The organism is Microbacterium sp. NPDC006705 (assembly GCF_044903545.1).
Lineage (GTDB): Bacteria > Actinomycetota > Actinomycetes > Actinomycetales > Microbacteriaceae > Microbacterium > Microbacterium plantarum.
Genome location: NZ_JBJDQQ010000001.1, coordinates 1,361,671 through 1,377,581 on the forward strand (window position 1 = coordinate 1,361,671; position 15,911 = coordinate 1,377,581).

The following is a 15,911-nucleotide window of genomic DNA, read 5'->3' on the forward strand; positions in this document are numbered from 1 at the left end:
ATTCGATCATTGCAAGATCTTCTTCGTTTTCTTATGATCGATACTGATCGATTTATTCGTCTGGACTGGTGACACCGCCGTCACCCGAAGGAGCAGCCGTGCTGTGGAACACCGAGGGATTCGCCGGCCCGCTCGCGGCCGTCTGCGGCGATGTCCCGGCTCGCCTCCGCCCGCCCGCCGACGCCCTGCCCGTGCCCGACGCCGACCACTGGGCCCGACTGGTCCCGTCATCCGCCGTGCGCCCGCTCGTCGACCGGGCACGCGCGGACCTCGACGCACCGTGGCCGCAGCCCCGCGCGAGCGCGGCAGCGCGCGTGCATCGCGACGGCGACCGCGACGGCTACGAGCAGCAGGTCTTCACGCGGCAGCGGCGGCTGAGTCGGGCGGTGGTCGCAGCACTGTCGGACCCCGACCCCCGATACCTCGATGAGGTCGCGGACGGCGTCTGGCTGCTGTGCGAGCAGTCGACGTGGTGCTGGCCCGCCCACGACGACACCTTCTCGCGGCACGGGTCGGTGCTGGCGACCGTCACCGACCCGTTCCTCGATCTCGGCGCGGGCGAAGTCGTCGGACAGCTCGCGTGGATCGACCACGTGCTCGGGCGACGACTCGACGACCGGTACCCGGGACTGCGGCAGCGCATACGTCACGAAGCCCGAGCGCGCGTCATCGACCCGTTCCTCCGGCGACGCGACTGGCACTGGCTCGGACTCGACGGTCACGTCCACAACTGGAACCCGTGGATCCACGGAAACGTCCTGGTCGCCGCGCTCGTGCTCTGCGACGACGGCCGCGAACGCGACGAGCTCGTCGCCCTCGTGGCGCAGGGTCTCGACCGCTACGTCGCGGCTCTGCCCGCCGACGGCGCGATCGACGAAGGCTACGCGTACTGGTGGAACGGCGCGTGCCGGGCGCTCGAGGCCCTCGACCTGCTCGCCTACGCCACCGACGGCGCGTGGGATCCCGTGCCCGAGGTGGACTCCTTGCGTGAAACGATCGCGTTCCCGCATCGCTCGCATCTCGGCGGCCCCTGGTACGTCAATCTCGCCGATGGCCCCGCCCGTCCGCCGGCGGACCAGCCGTGGCACGCCCTGCACCGGGCGGCTCTCGCCGTCGGCGACGACGACGCCCGCCGACATGCCGCCGCGCATCGCGCCGACGACGCGCCCGCCACCGAGGACGCCGGGCTCGGTCGCCTGCTGCGCGCCCTGTCCGACGACGCGTGGCTCGCGGAGCCGCGCGAATCCAGCCCGTTGCCCCCTGGGGTCTGGCTTCCGTCCACGCAGGTCTGGCTCGCCCGCGGCCACGCGGGCAGCGCCGCCGGACTCACCATCGTGATGAAGGGCGGCCACAACGACGAGAACCACAACCACAACGACGTCGGCTCGATCATCGTCGCGTCCGACGGCGTGCCGGTGATCGTCGACGCCGGCCGGCCGACCTACACGGCGCAGACCTTCGGCCCCGGCCGATACGACATCTGGACCATGCAGAGCGACTGGCACAGCGTGCCCCGCATCTCGGGCTCGGCGCAGCCGCATGGCGCGGCGTTCGCGGCATCCGATCCGGTCATCGTCCGAACGGATGAGATGGAGGCGCTGGATCTCGAGATCGGCGGCGCCTACCCCGCCGGCTCGGTACGCTCGTGGCGACGCCGGGCTGCGCTTCACCGCTCGGGACACGTCACGATCGACGACCGCTGGGAAGCCGCCGGACCGGATACCGAGGTGCGCCTGCTCCTCGCGGGCTCGGTGACGACGGGCGACGGATGGGCTCGCGTGACACCGCTGGACGGCGCGACCCCGGTGCGCATCACGTGGCCCGCCGGGGCACCGCACACCCTCGTCGTTCGCGAACTCGACGATCCGATGCTGACCGACGTCTGGGGCGACCGCCTGAGCCGCCTCGCGATCAGCGCCGGTGGTCGTACCGAGCTGCGTGTCACGGTAGAACAGGAACGGAACGAGGACGAGCGACCATGACCGACCCCACACCGGCGCTGCTGGCGGCCGAGCGCCGCGCGCACATCCTGGCGACGATGGAGCGCGAGGGCGCCGTGCGCATCTCGCAGCTGACCGACGAGCTGGGCGCCGCCACGGTGACCCTGCGACGCGACCTCGCGCAGATGGAGCAGGAGGGGCTGCTGCAGCGCGTGCACGGGGGCGCCATCCCCGCCACCGGTCAGCACACGCACCCGCCGGTCGCGGGCAGCGGCCCCGAGTCTGCCGCCGGCTCGATCGCCGTGCTCGTCCCCTCGCTGAACTTCTACTGGCCCGGGGTCGTGCGAGGCATGGAGGCCGCCGCACGCCGCCACGGACTCAAGGTCCACCTCCGGGGAGCGTCGTACGAGCTTCAGGACGAGCGTCCCGTGCTCGAGCGTCTCGTCGCGAGCGGCGACATCCGCGGCCTGATCGTCGCGCCGAACACCGACACCCCGCATTCGCAGGACGTCGTTCAGTGGCTCGCCGACTGCGGCACACCGAGCGTTCTCGTCGAGCGCGACGCGATCGTCCAGCCCGCCGGGGTCCCCGTCGAGGCGGTGACGACCGACCACGCGCTCGGCGCGGTCCTCGCGGCGCGCCACCTCGCCTCGCTCGGACACCGCAAGGTCGGGCTGGTGCTCTCACGCAACTCACCCACCTCGCGCAAGATCGCCGCCGGCTGGCAGGCCGCGTGCGAGGAGCTCGGGCTCACGCCCGCCCAGCACATCGAGACGACCCTGCCCGACCGGGCGAGCGCGGAGTTCTCCGCCGCGGTCGACACGACCCTCGACCGGGCGCTCGGAAGCGGTGTCACCGCCCTTCTGGTGCACTCCGATCCCGAGGCGATGGCGTTCGTCGACCTCGCGCTCAACCGCGGCATCTCCGTGCCCGACGACCTGTCGATCATCGCTTACGACGACGAGGTGGCGGAGCTGTTCACGCCCGCGCTCACCGCCGTCGCACCGCCCCGCGTCAGCGTCGGCGAGACGGCGGTCGAGCTGCTCGTCTCGCGGATGGCCGACCCCGGCCGGCCCACCCGTCGCGTGATGCTCAACCCCACCCTCGTCGTGCGCGAGTCCACCGTCGCACCGCGGGCGGACGGCCCGGCGTGATCGACCGTCACGACTACTCGCCGTGGGACTTCTGGTCCACGGCATCCGCGGAGAGCCGGCGCCGCCAGCGCGAGCATCAGGCGGCGCTGGCGAACCAGCACGCGGACTGGTCGTTCGGCGATGACTGCTTCGTCTCGGAGCTCGCGGCGCTCGACGCCGACACCCTCGACCTGGGCGATCGCTCGTACATCGCCGCGGGCGCATATCTCACCGGCACCCTGCGCATCGGCGCGGACTGCTCCGTGAATCCGTCGACCGTGGTCCGCGGCGACGTCGTCTTCGGCGACGGCGTCAGGATGGGCGCGCACAGCTCGGTGCTCGGCTTCAACCACTCGATGGAGCCCGGGACGCCTGTCTTCCGGCAGCCGCTGACCAGCCGCGGCATCCGCATCGCCGACGACGTCTGGATCGGCTCGCACGTCGTCGTCCTCGACGGGGTCACCGTGGGCGCCTCGGCGGTGCTCGCAGCCGGTGCCGTCGTGACGAAGGACGTGCCCGCCGGCGCGATCGTCGGCGGCAACCCCGCTCGTCTGCTGCGGTGGCGCGTACCGCCCGGGGACGAGGCCGCGGCGCCGAACCGTCTGCGGGTGCGTCTGACCGACTTCGCCGACCGGGCTCGCGCCGAGGCCGGCGAGGTGCTCCGGCGTTCGCTCGACCCGGATACCGGGCTGTACGCCGACCGGCCGGGCGCCCCGCCGACGGTGCGGGCGCAGGGCGATGCCGTCGAGATCGCCGACCTCCTGTTGGGGTCGACGCCGCCGGACAGCGACCGGTCCGAGCTCATCGCCCGGCTGCGCGGCTGGCAGGATCCGGAGACGGGCGCGGTGCCGCCGCTCGGCGCGGTCGGCGTCCCCGGCTGGGATGACGGCGACACGGCCTATCACGTGCTCTCGACCGGCTACGCGCTCGACCTGTTGGGGTCGGAGTTCGCCCACCCCATCGGACTGATCCGCGACGCCACGGCCGATTCCGTGATCGCACGGCTCGATGCATTGCCCTGGGACACCGATCCTTGGAACGCCGGACATCACGTCGACGCGATCGGGACGGCTCTGCTCTGGGCCCGGCGCCGGGGCGACCGGATCGCGCCGGGCTTGGCCGAGGCCCTCTTCGGATGGCTCGTGACGCATGCGGATGCCGCGAGCGGCATGTGGGGCCGGCCTTCCGCCGACCGCGGCCTGCTGCTCGTCGTCAACGGCTTCTACCGGGCATCGCGCGGGACCTTCGCGCAGCACGGCATCCCCGTGCCGCATCCGGAGGCCGTCATCGACACGGTGCTCCGCCACGCCCGTGACGACCGCTGGTTCGACCCGGCACGGCTGGATGCCTGCAACGTGCTCGACGTCGCCCATCCCCTCTGGCTCACGCGGGCAGCCGGATACCGCCGCGCCGAGGTCGAGAACCTCGCGGCGCGCCTGCTCGACCATGTGCTCGACGAATGGCGAGCGGGGTCGGGCATGAGCTTCCACCTCGCCGGTGCAGAGCCGGGACTCCAGGGCACCGAGATGTGGCTCGCGATCGTCTGGTACCTCGCTGACCTGCTCGGCCTCTCGGACGCGCTGGGGTATCGACCACGGGGCGTCCACCGCCCCGAGCCCCCGGCATCCTCGCATCAGTCACTCAATGCACGGCCAAGCGCCCAGTGAACGACCTTCCTACGTGAGCAAGCCGTGCGCTCGCGGCGAAGCCGTTCACTCGGGCGAGTCAACGCGCGGGCAGGCTAGATACGGGCCAGCGCGGCGCCGGCGGCGCGGAGCCAGCGAGCGGGGTCGGCGAGTGAGGCCGCGGCGGATCCCGCGAGGTCGGTGAGCGAGACGGATGACGCGAACGCTGCGATGTCGGCGTCAGCGGCGATCCGCCCCGCGACGAGGGCGACCGGCACCCCGGCGCCCGCGGCGAGCTCGGCGACGAACGCGGGGACCTTGCCTGCCGCGGACTGCCCGTCGAACGAGCCTTCGCCCGTGATGACGAGGTCGGCTCGGGCGATGGCGTCGGCGAGGCCGATGAGCGCGGCGACCTCGCGGGCGCCCGGGCTCAGGCGCGCGCCCCACGCGAGCAACCCGAACCCGGTGCCGCCGGCGGCTCCGGCCCCCGGCGTGGCAGCAAGCGACGCCCCATCCGGCACGAGGTCGGCGAGCCCGCTCAGCGCCGCGTCGGCTGCGGCGACCTGAGCCGTGTCGAGCCCCTTCTGCGGTCCGAACACGGCGGCAGCGCCACGCGCACCGAGCAGCGGGTTCGACACGTCACTGAGCACGTCGACGCCGCCCGGGGGAAGCGGTCGGAGCTCCGACAGGTCGACGTGCGCGATGTCGGCGAGGCCGCGCGCGCCGGGCACGACGTCTCGTCCGGCGGCATCCGTGAACCGGGCGCCCAGCGCGCGCAGCATCCCGGCTCCGCCGTCGGTCGACGAGCTCGATCCGATGCCGAGCACGAGGCGGTCGACTCCGGCGTCGAGCGCGGCGGCGATCGCCTCGCCGAATCCGGTGGTGTCGGCGTCGAGGCCGCGTCGCTCGTCGCCCAGCAGCTCGATCCCCGAGGTCGAGGCCAGCTCGACGACTCCCACGGAGCCGCGACCCGACGGCGCGGACCGGTCGCCGGATGTCGGGGGAAGCAGCAGCCAGGACGCATCGACGGCTGTCCTCGCGGGGCCCGTGACGGTCACGGGCATCGGGCGCGCCTCGGGGATCGCCGCGGCGAACGCGTCGAGCGTGCCCTCGCCGCCGTCCGCCATCGGGCGCAGTTCGAGAACCGCGTCGGCGTCGGCGGATGCCCACCCCGCGGCGAGCTCACGCGCAGCCTCAGCGGCCGCGATGGACCCCTTGAAGCTGTCGATCGCGACGACGACGCGCGTCACGTCACGCGCTCCGCGGCGGGGTGCTCTCGCGCACGAGCACCTCGAGGGGCAGCGCAGCCGCGGCCCCGTCAGCATCCGTGTCGACGGCGGCGCGGAGCGCGCTGTACCCGACATCGGGGAGCGGCACCCGCACGGTCGTCAGGGGCGGTGTCACGTCGCGACCGGTCGGGATGTCGTCGAAGCCGGCGAGCGCGATGTCGGTGCCGGGCTCGCGTCCTGCGGCACGCACCGCGGTGAGGGCTCCGATGGCGACGACGTCGCTGATGCCGAACACGACGGTTCCCGGCTCGACGCCGTCGGCGAGGGCCGCTGACATCGCCTCGGCACCGGACTCACGGCTGAAACCACCGCGGTACACGCGGGGCTCGGCTCCCCCGCCGCTCGTGAAGCCGTCGGCGAAGCCGGCGAGACGGTCGTCGCTCGTCACGACGCCCTCGGCGGCGGCGAGCACGATGGCCGAGCGGTAGCCGCGCGCGGCGAGTGCGGCCCCGAGCTCGCGGGCGCCGCCGCGGTTGTCGATGGCGACGCTGCGGATGCCGGGGGCGCCCGGGCCCAACGCGACGACGGTTCCCCCGCTCGCGGTGATGAGGTCGAGCTCGGTTCTCAGCTCGTCGGACATCTCGCGCGACGTGCGCGAGGCGGCGAGGATGATGCCGCGAGGGCGCTGTCCGCGCAGCGCACGGACGAGCCGCAGCTCACGCGCGGGATCGCGCTCGGTGATGGCGACCGTGACGACGAGCCCGGCTTCGTCGGCGCCGCGCGCGACGCCTGCCGCGAGCTGCCCGAAGTACGGGTCGGCGATGTCGGCCACCAGCAGCGCGACGATCGCGGACGTGCCGCGCGCGGTCGCCTGCGCCGACAGGTTGGCCGTGTAGCCGAGCCGGGCCGCGGCCTGCTCGACGCGTTCGCGATAGGCGTCGGCGACCTTGCGGGTCGAGCCGTTCAGCGCCCGCGAGGCGGTCGCGAGCGACACCCCGGCTTCTCTCGCCACATCGTGCAGCGTGGCCGAGCCACGCGGCGACATCCCCGTCTGTCCCACGAGCCGAGTCTATGCGGTGGGGGTGCGCGCGCCCGAGAGGTGCGGCGTCACAGCGGCACCGAACGCCTCGGCGGTGCGGCGCACGACCTCGGCGGGATCGGCGGCCCAGATGTCGGCGTTGAAGATCTCCACCTCGATGTCGCGGTCGTACCCCGTCGCCTCGACGGCCCGGGTCAGCGATGCGAAGTCGATGACCCCGTCGCCCGGATAGTGGCGGCTGAGCAGGACGTCCGCGGGCAGCGGCGTTCGCCAGTCGCACACCTGGTAGGTCGCGATGCGCCCCTCGCGCCCGGCCCGATCGATGGCGGGCAGGACGTCGGGGTCCCAGAAGATGTGGAACGTGTCGACCGTGGCGCCGACGACCTCGGGCTCGAAGTCGGCCGCGATGTCGAGGGCCTGGCCGAGCGTGGAGACGACGCAGCGGTCGGAGGCGAACATCGGATGCAGCGGCTCGATCGCCAGCGTCACCCCCGCCGCCTTCGCGTGGGGGGCGAGCTCGCCGATCGCGTCGCGCACCCGCTCCCGCGCGCCGACGATGTCGCGCGACCCCTCGGGCAGTCCGCCGGCGACCAGCACGAGGATCGCGGTGGAGCCGGGCGCACCGGCGGCGGCGAGCGCGGCGGCCTCATCGATCGCGACCCGGTTGTCATCGATCGAGGAGCGCCGGGCGGGACCCTCCGGCATCGTGAAGAAGCCCGCCCGGCAGTGCGTAGTGAACCGCAGGCCCGAGTCCGTCAGCATGGCGGCGGCGGTGGCGAGACCGACCTCCTGCACGGGCTCGCGCCACAGTCCGATCGCCTCGATTCCGGCATCCGCGGTGACCCGCAGCGCGGTCGCGAGGTCGGCGTACTTGATCGTGGCCTGGTTGATCGACAGGCGCGGGTCGACGACGCTCATGCCCGGACTCCGTTCAGGCGCAGCATCGCGTGCCAGCGGTCCGCGGTCAGTTCCGGCTGTTCGAGCGCGTACGACGCGTTCGCGAGCTCGACGATCCGCGAGAGGTGCGGCAGGCTGCGCGCCGAGTGCAGTCCGCCGACCATCTGGAACGCAGCCTGATGGCCGTTGAGCCACGACAGGAACGCGACGCCGGTCTTGTAGTAGAACGTCGGTGCCGCGAAGATCTGCCGGCTGAGCTCCTCCGTCGGTCCGAGGATCGCGAGATACCGGTCGGCATCCCCGGCGTCCAGAGCCTGGATGGCGGCGGAGGCGACCGGAGTGATCGCCGCAAAGGCGCCGAGCAGCGCGTCGGAGTGCTGCCGCGGCGAGGCGAGGTCGCGCTCGGGCTGGGTCGCCTGGGGCACGTCTGCGCCGCCGATGAGGCCGACGTAGTTGAAGTCGTCGCCGGTGAACATGCGCACGCCCTCGGGCAGCCGCTCGCGCACCGACACCTCGGACGCGGCGTCGAGCAGGCTCATCTTCACGCCCGCGACCCTGTCGGCGTTCTCGCCGATGATCTCGACGAGGACGTCCGATGCCGCGCGCCAATCGGGCGAGCCGAAGTAGCCCGCGAGGATCGGGTCGAAGGCGGTGCCGAGCCAGTGCAGGACGACGGGACCGGATGCCGCGGCGAGCACCTCGCGGTACACCCGGCGGTAGTCGTCGGCCGATGACGCCGCACGGGCGAGGTGCCGCGACGCCATGAGCACCGGACCCGCACCCTGGTCCTCCGTGAACGCGAGCTGGCTCTTGTAGGCGTCGATGACCTGATCGAGCGAGATGTGCTCGTCGTCGACGTGATCGGTGTTGACGCCGACGACGACCGAGCCCCCCTCCTCGCGCGCGACCTCGGCGGAGCGAGCGATGAGCTCGCGCGTCGCGGCGGCGTCGAGCCCCATGTTCCGCTGCGCGGTGTCCATGGCGTCGGCCACGCCGAGACCCCAGGAGTACACGGCGCGGCGGAAGCCGAGGGTCGCGTCCCAGTCGATCTGCGCCGGCTGGCCCGGGGTGTTGTCGGCCGAGACGACGGGAACGACATGGGCCGCCGCGTAGGCGACCCGGCTGCGCAGCGCGCTCGTCGGCCGGGCGAAGCCAGGCGCGTCGTTCAGCGGGACGGAGGTGAGGGCGCCGTCGGCGCCGAGGAGGGTGAGGTCGGTCATCGTGCGGCGCTCAGATGCTCAGCGCCGGAAGCTCGACCTTGCGGCCCTCGCGGCTCGACTGCAGGCCCGCCTCGGCGAGCTGCACTCCGCGGGCCCCTGCGAGGAGGTCGAACTCGTACGGGGTCTCGGTCACGTACGAGGTGAGGAACTCCTCCCACTGCTGACGGAAGCCATTGAGGAAGACGTCGTTGGTGGGCACGTTCTGCCAGTCGGCGTCGTAGTCGTGCGTGTCCTCGAGGTCGGGGTTCCACACCGGCTTGGGGGTCGCGTTGCGGGGCTGGATCTTCGCACCGAACAGCCCCACGACGGCGGAGCCGTGCGTGCCGTCGACGTGGAACTCGACGAGCTCGTCGCGGTTGACGCGCACGGTCCACGACGAGTTGATCTGCGCGACGACCCCGCCCTCGAGCTCGAAGACGCCGTAGGCGGCATCCTCGGCCGTGGCGGTGTAGTGCTCGCCCTTCTCGTCCCAGCGGTCGGCGATGTGCACGGCGGCCTGGGCGTAGACGGTCTTGACGTCGCCGAAGAGGTTCTCGAGCACGTAGTTCCAGTGCGGGAACATGTCGACGATGATGCCGCCGCCGTCTTCGGCGCGGTAGTTCCAGCTCGGGCGCTGCGCGGGCTGCCAGTCGCCCTCGAACACCCAGTAGCCGAACTCGCCGCGCACCGAGAGGATGCGGCCGAAGAAGCCCGAGTCGATGAGGCGCTTCAGCTTCTGCAGGCCCGGGAGGTAGAGCTTGTCGTGCACGACACCGGTCTTCACCCCCGCCTCGGCGGCGAGCTTCGCGAGTTCGAGCGCCTCGTCGACCGACTCTGCGGTGGGCTTCTCGGTGTAGATCGTCTTGCCGGCGGCGATCGCCTTGCGCAGCGCCGACGCGCGGGCCTTCGTGACGAGGAAGTCGGCGTAGATCTCCCAGCGCGGGTCGGCGAGAGCGGCGTCGAGGTCGGTCGTGTAGTCCTCGATGCCGTGCTTGGCGGCGAGGTCGGCGAGCTTCGCCTCGCTGCGACCGACGAGGAGCGGCTTGACCGTGACCTTGGTCCCGTCCGGAAGCTCGATGCCGCCCTGGTCGCGGATCGCGAGGATCGAGCGGACGAGGTGCTGGCGGTAGCCCATCCGGCCCGAGACGCCGTTCATGATGATGCCGATCTCGCGGACCTGCGGGGCGGTCGCCGTCTCCGGCGCGGGGCTGAGGGTGGTCGTCTCTGACACGGGCGTTCCTTTGCTTCGTCCGCTCACCGGTGGGGTGGTAAGCGCTTTCCCATACTGTAGATGGCTGTCACCCGCGGGCGCAACCCTGTGCTCGCGGGGTGCCGGAGCGGCTCAGCCCAGGCGGATGGCCGCCCACGAGATCGGGGGCAGCGACAGCGACAGAACGTCGTCGTCGAGCGCGATCCCGGGCACCGGAACCACGCCGACCCGGTCGGGGTCGTCGAGCGTGTTCGCGGCATATCGGTCGTCGTCGTGGAGGAGGTGCGATTCAACGATCGACACCGCTGCACCGGGATCGGTCGCGAGAGCCGACACGTCGATGCGCAGGTCCTCCGCGTCGGTTGTCGAACGGTTCACGACGAACAGTGTCGCGCCGTCGTCGTCCACGGTGGCGACGGCGTTGACGTTCGGCACCGCACCGAAGCGCTCGCTCTCGAACGTCCCGGACTCGACGGCGACCGAGATCGCGCGCTCCCCCGCGAGGCGCGACGTGAGCGAGAACGGGAAGAACGTCGTCTGTCGCCATGCCGGGCCGCCGGGCTCGGTCATGACCGGGGCGATGACGTTGACGAGCTGCGCGAGAGATGCCGACCGCACGCGGTCGCTGTGCTGAAGGAGCGTGATGAGCAGGTCACCGAAGACGACGGCATCCAACGCGTGGTACTGGTCTTCGAGCAGCCGCGGCGCGACCGGCCAGCCCGGCTCGCGCGGCTTGTCGTCCTGGCCGCCGTCGTCGTTGTGGAGGTACCAGACGTTCCACTCGTCGAAGGAGATCATGATGCGCTTGTCGCTCTTCTTCGTCGCCGCGACCGCGTCGGCGATGGCGACCACCGACTCGATGAAACGCGACATGTCGACGCCCGACGCGAGGAACTCCCGCGCGTCGCCGAAGCGCTCCTGGTAGTAGGAGTGGCACGAGATGAAGTCGACGTCGTCGAACGTGTGCTCGAGCACCGTGCGCTCCCACGATCCGAACGTCGGCATGCCGCTGCCCGACGAGCCGCAGACCACGAGCTCGACGTCGGGGTCGAGCATCCGCATCGCCTTGGCCGTGCGCGAGGCGAGCTTGCCGTAGTCGTCGGCGTTGCGGTGACCCAGCTGCCAGGGGCCGTCCATCTCGTTGCCGAGACACCACATCCGCACACCGAACGGGTCGCGCCGCCCGTTCGCGACGCGCTTTCGGGTCCACGCGGTGTCGGCGTCGGCGTTGACGTACTCGAGCAGGTCGATCGCCTCCTGCGTGCCCCGCGTTCCGAGATTGACGGCGAGCATGAGATCGCTGCCCACGAGCTCGAGCCAGCGCGCGAACTCGTGCAGGCCCACCTCGTTGGTCTCCGTGGAGTGCCAGGCGAGGTCGAGACGTCGCGGCCGCTCCTCGCGCGGCCCGACACCGTCCTCCCACCGGTATCCCGAGACGAAGTTGCCGCCGGGATAGCGGATGGTCGACACCCCGAGCTCGCGGACGAGCTCGACGACATCCGACCGGAAACCGTCGGCGTCCGCGGACGGATGACCGGGTTCGTGGATGCCGTCGTAGATGTGACGGCCGAGATGCTCGACGAAGCCGCCGAAGATACGGCGATCGATGCGGGAGATCTCGAAACGGGGGTCGATGGCGGCGTTCGTCGGCGTCATGTCATTCCTTGGGTCAGCGGGGATGCCGCGCTTCCGCGCGCGGCATCCCCGACGTGGCGGTCTTCCTCAGCCGAGCACGACCTCGGCTTCGGAGAAGAACTGGTCGACAGCCTGGTCCACCGACGTGGTTCCGAGCCCGAGCGACTTGCCGAGCTCCCAGAACGTCTGCTCGAGCGATCCGTATCCGGCCACCGGCACCGGCGGCGCATCGCCGATGCGGTCCGCGGCCGACTCGATGTAGTCGGCGACCTGCTTGTCGGCGCCCTCGAGGGTCGCGCCGGCGAGTTTCGAGGTCGACGCGGGGAAGCCGAGCGTCGTCCCGAAGACCTGACCGGCGGCCTCGGAGTTCACGACGAAGTCGAGGAACAGGGCGGCCGCCTGCGGGTGCTCGGTCTTGGCCGAGATCGCGACCTGCAGGCCGGCCTGGCGGTAGAGGTCCTTCGAGCCCTCCTTCGCCGTCGGCGGTGCGACGATCGAGATCGACGAGGCGCCCGAGTCGGCGAGGTAGCCGCCGAGGAAGTTGCTCCAGCTCATCTCGCTGGCGGTCAGCGCGGCCCCGAAGCCCGACTTGGGCGACAGCTCTTCGAGCCGCTGCTGCGGCACGGCCGCACCGTCGCGCAGGCCGGCGCCGCTCTCCCAGAACTCGCGCAGCTGGTCCTTGGTGAACCCGAGCTCGCCGTCGTCGGTGTAGAGGTTGCCGCCGTCTGCGCGGAGCACCAGCTCGAAGGCCTGGATGCGCTGGGTGTAGTCCGTGCCTCCGTAGACGGCGCCTCCTGTCTTCTCGGTGACCTCGGCCATCCATTCGTCGAACTCGGCGAAGTCGGTGCCCCCTTCGGGCGCCGCGACCCCGGCCTGCGCGACGAGGTCGTCGTTGACGAAGTTCGCCCACAGGCTGTACCCGGTCGGCAGCGAGTACTGCGTGCCGCCCAGCGCGCCGGTGCCCAGGAGCCCGTCGTCGAAGGTGGTCATGTCGATCTGGTCGGCGACCTCCGCGAGATCGAGCAGATTGCCCGACTCGCCGTACTGACGCAGGTAGCTGTCGGAGAACTGGAAGACATCCGGCAGTCCCCCGCCCGCCGCCTCCGTCTGCCGCTTCTCCCAGTAGCTCGGGAAGTCGGTGAAGCTGACGTTGACGGTGATGTTCGGGTATTCCTCGTTGAATGCCGCGATCAGCTCGTCATAGCGCTTCGCCCGGTCGTCGTTGCCCCAGAACGCGTAGGTCAGCGTGACCTTCTCGTCGGGGTCGAATGCGGCTGCGGGAGGCGTCTGCGCGCCGCCGCATCCGGTCAGTGCCAGCGCACCGGCGGCGACGATGCCGACGGTGGCGAGCAGGCGGTGTGCCTTCATGGGAGTCCTTTCATCGGGAGCGGGCCCGGGGGGACGGGTCTCAGGTGCGGCGGGGCCGGGCGGGGATCGCCACGACCGCGAGCGCGGCGCAGCCGATGCCGGCGACGAAGAGGGGCGGCAGCGCCCACGTCACGATCACGACGAAGGCCGCCGTGGCGAGGAGGTAGAGGCTTCCGACGACGTCGCCGCGCGCGGCATCCGGGATCGCTCGGACCGCTCCGCGCCACCCGAGCTCGGGGCTCCAGGAGCCGGCCGCGGTGAGGAGGGCGACGGCGAGCGCGGCGAGGCCCGCCCAGCCGACCGCTTCGATCACGACGCCGCCCGGGAGGAATCCCGATCGGGCCAGGTCGATGTCGAGCAGCAGGATGAGCGCCACGACCAGGGCCGCGAGACCGACGACCGCCCCCGGCAGCAGCCCTGCGCGGACATCCGCCCAGAACAGCGACAGCCGCGAGTCGTCGGCGGCGACGTAGCGGCGCAGATGCCGCACCCCCGCCGCGAGCGCGACCGGAAGAGTGACGACGGCGAGCGAGACGGCGCCGATGAGGAGTCCGATCAGCAGCACTTCGCCGAGCAGCGCGAACGCCCCCGCCGCACCGGGATGCCGCAGCTGCGGACGGCCCTCGAGTGTCGGTCCGCTGCCGGAGCGGTCGGCCCGCACCGCGGCGCGCTCCTCGCGCCGCGTGCGGGGACGCTCGTCGGTCGGCATCGCTAGCCCTTCAGACCCTGGGTGGCGACGCCGTCGACCAGGAACTTCTGGAAGACGATGAAGAACAGCAGGATCGGGACCAGGGCGATGAAGGATGCCGTCACCGTCGCGCCGTAGTCACTCGACGAGGTCTGGTCGTTGTAGAGGCGCAGCGCGATCGGCAGCGGGTAGTTCTCGGGGCTCGTCAGGTAGAGGAGTGGGCCGAGGAAGTCGTTCCACGCCCAGATGAAGCTGAAGATGGCGCACGTGATGAGCGCCGGCTTGATCAGGGGCAGGATGATCGACCAGAAGATGCGGAGGTGTCCCGCGCCGTCGATCTTCGCGGCCTCGTCCATGTCGCGGGGCATCTGCCGGATGAACTGCACGAGGAGGAAGACGAAGAACGCCTCGGTCGCGAGGAACTTCGGCAGCAGCAGCGGCCAGTACGTGTCCACCATCCCGAGATTGTTGAAGATGATGTACTGCGGGATGATCACGACGTGGAACGGCAGCAGCAGCGTGCCGATCATCGCGGCGAACAGGATGCCGAGCCCTTTGAACTGCAGGCGGGCGAAGGCATAGGCCGCGAGAGCCGACGACAACACGGTTCCGATCACCGAGACGCCGGCGATGAGCAGCGAGTTGGCGAAGAACCGCCACATCGGGACGCCCGCGATGCCCTCGGCGACCTTGATGTAGTTCTCGATCGTCGGCGCGTTCGGCAGCAGGCCCATGTTCTGGCCGAACTCGCTGTTGGGCTTGAACGTCGACAGCAGCAGCCAGACCAGCGGGTAGAGCACGACCGCGGTGATGACGATCAGCACGGCGAACCAGATGATCGTCTGCCAGGTCTTGCGCTTTACGCGGCGCCGGGCAGGCGGCATCGGCGTGGTCTGCTGCTCGGCGAAGATGGCCTCGCTCGTCAGCGGTGAGGTGGGTGACGTGGTCATCGGTTGTCTCCCGAGTAGTGCACCCACGACTTCTGGGTGCGGAAGAGGATGAGGGCGATGATGGCGACGACGACGAGGAGGACCCAGGCGATCGCGGCGGCGTAACCCATGCGTCCGTCGGCGAATCCGGTCTTGTAGAGGTACACCGTGATGAAGTTCGTCATGCCGGCGGGGCCGCCGGTGCCGTTGGAGATGATGTAGGCCGATCCGAAGACCTGGAACGCCCCGATGAGCCCGAGCAACAGGTTGAAGAAGATCACGGGCGAGAGCATCGGCACCGTGACCGCGCGGAAGCGGCGGAGGGCGTTGGCTCCGTCCATCTCGGCCGCCTCGTACAGCTCCTTCGGGATCTGCTTGAGGCCGGCGAGGAAGATGACCATCGTGGCACCGAACTGCCAGACCGCGAGCAGGATCATCATCGGCAGGATGAGGCCGGGGTTGCCGATCCAGCCGCCGAGCTCGATGCCGAACACGTTCAGGCCGTTGTCGACGGGACCGTCCGTGGCGAACATCGCGCGCCACACGATCGCGACCGAGACCGACGCCCCGATGAGCGACGGGGCGTAGAACGCCGACCGGAAGAAGGCCGCGCCCTTGTCGCGGTAGTTCAGCAGCAGCGCGATCAGAAGTGCGGCGATGAGCGAGATCGGGGTGCCCACGAGCACGTAGATCAGGGTGATCTGCGCCGACTGCATGAAGCTCGGGTCGTTGGTGAAGAGTCGGATGTAGTTGTCGATGCCGACCCACTTGGGCGGCGAGAAGATGTTGTAGCTCGTGAACGACAGGTACAGCGAATACGCCATCGGCACGAGCGTGAGTCCGAAGAATCCGACGAGCCACGGCAGGAGGAAGCCGTAGCCCGCGATGTTCTCGCGGACGGCGCGCTTGCGAGCGCCGGGGCGATCGAGATGTTCGGGCCGCTGCTTCCGGACCAGGCCGCGACGCGACGAGTCCTTGGTGACGATCACCCGTGTGGCGGTAGTGGTCACGATGCTCCT

At 71.0% G+C, this 15,911-nt stretch carries 13 protein-coding genes; 3 read left to right on the forward strand and 10 right to left on the reverse strand.

Annotated features, from left to right (window positions below):
- Positions 1-98 precede the first annotated feature (98 nt).
- Genes ACI2K6_RS06545 through ACI2K6_RS06555 form a run of 3 tightly spaced genes read left to right on the forward strand, consistent with a single transcriptional unit; the run spans position 99 to position 4,740 of the window.
- Positions 99-1,982 carry a heparinase II/III family protein gene (locus ACI2K6_RS06545; protein ID WP_323987217.1) on the forward strand — a complete coding sequence of 628 codons (1,884 nt, stop codon included), beginning with the start codon at positions 99-101 and terminating at the stop codon, positions 1,980-1,982.
- The gene (locus ACI2K6_RS06550) at positions 1,979-3,094 is read left to right on the forward strand and encodes a substrate-binding domain-containing protein (RefSeq protein ID WP_269267185.1); all 1,116 of its coding nucleotides are present in this window, start codon (positions 1,979-1,981) and stop codon (positions 3,092-3,094) included. The genes ACI2K6_RS06545 and ACI2K6_RS06550 overlap by 4 nt, the downstream gene beginning before the upstream one ends.
- On the forward strand, positions 3,091-4,740 hold the full coding sequence (locus ACI2K6_RS06555; protein WP_404568287.1) for an acyltransferase: 1,650 nt from the start codon (positions 3,091-3,093) through the stop codon (positions 4,738-4,740). Before ACI2K6_RS06550 ends, ACI2K6_RS06555 begins: the two co-directional genes overlap by 4 nt.
- A 74-nt stretch (positions 4,741-4,814) precedes the next feature.
- Here the strand turns inward: ACI2K6_RS06555 and ACI2K6_RS06560 are convergent, their stop codons facing one another.
- From ACI2K6_RS06560 to ACI2K6_RS06605, 10 genes are all read right to left on the reverse strand, one after another.
- Positions 4,815-5,948, reverse strand: a complete 1,134-nt coding sequence (locus tag ACI2K6_RS06560) for a glycerate kinase (protein WP_404568288.1) — start codon at positions 5,946-5,948, stop codon at positions 4,815-4,817.
- 1 nt (position 5,949) lies between these two features.
- Complete coding sequence (locus ACI2K6_RS06565; protein WP_274178344.1) at positions 5,950-6,987, reverse strand: LacI family DNA-binding transcriptional regulator; 1,038 nt, start codon at positions 6,985-6,987, stop codon at positions 5,950-5,952.
- A gap of 9 nt (positions 6,988-6,996) precedes the next feature.
- The gene (locus ACI2K6_RS06570) at positions 6,997-7,884 is read right to left on the reverse strand and encodes a sugar phosphate isomerase/epimerase (protein WP_274178343.1); all 888 of its coding nucleotides are present in this window, start codon (positions 7,882-7,884) and stop codon (positions 6,997-6,999) included.
- Complete coding sequence (locus ACI2K6_RS06575; RefSeq protein WP_274178342.1) at positions 7,881-9,083, reverse strand: dihydrodipicolinate synthase family protein; 1,203 nt, start codon at positions 9,081-9,083, stop codon at positions 7,881-7,883. Before ACI2K6_RS06575 ends, ACI2K6_RS06570 begins: the two co-directional genes overlap by 4 nt.
- A gap of 10 nt (positions 9,084-9,093) precedes the next feature.
- On the reverse strand, positions 9,094-10,218 hold the full coding sequence (locus ACI2K6_RS06580; protein WP_269267530.1) for a Gfo/Idh/MocA family protein: 1,125 nt from the start codon (positions 10,216-10,218) through the stop codon (positions 9,094-9,096).
- A gap of 186 nt (positions 10,219-10,404) precedes the next feature.
- Positions 10,405-11,928 (reverse strand): alpha-N-arabinofuranosidase, encoded by a 1,524-nt coding sequence (locus ACI2K6_RS06585; RefSeq protein WP_282502036.1) that lies wholly within the window; start codon positions 11,926-11,928, stop codon positions 10,405-10,407.
- Between the two features lie 66 nt (positions 11,929-11,994).
- Positions 11,995-13,275, reverse strand: coding sequence for an ABC transporter substrate-binding protein (locus tag ACI2K6_RS06590; RefSeq protein WP_274178340.1), 1,281 nt, complete (start codon positions 13,273-13,275; stop codon positions 11,995-11,997).
- 40 nt (positions 13,276-13,315) lie between these two features.
- On the reverse strand, positions 13,316-13,984 hold the full coding sequence (locus ACI2K6_RS06595) for a hypothetical protein (protein ID WP_274178339.1): 669 nt from the start codon (positions 13,982-13,984) through the stop codon (positions 13,316-13,318).
- A gap of 2 nt (positions 13,985-13,986) precedes the next feature.
- Positions 13,987-14,913, reverse strand: a complete 927-nt coding sequence (locus tag ACI2K6_RS06600; RefSeq protein ID WP_120263486.1) for a carbohydrate ABC transporter permease — start codon at positions 14,911-14,913, stop codon at positions 13,987-13,989.
- Positions 14,910-15,902 (reverse strand): carbohydrate ABC transporter permease, encoded by a 993-nt coding sequence (locus tag ACI2K6_RS06605; protein WP_112616385.1) that lies wholly within the window; start codon positions 15,900-15,902, stop codon positions 14,910-14,912. The genes ACI2K6_RS06600 and ACI2K6_RS06605 overlap by 4 nt, the downstream gene beginning before the upstream one ends.
- Positions 15,903-15,911 lie beyond the last annotated feature (9 nt).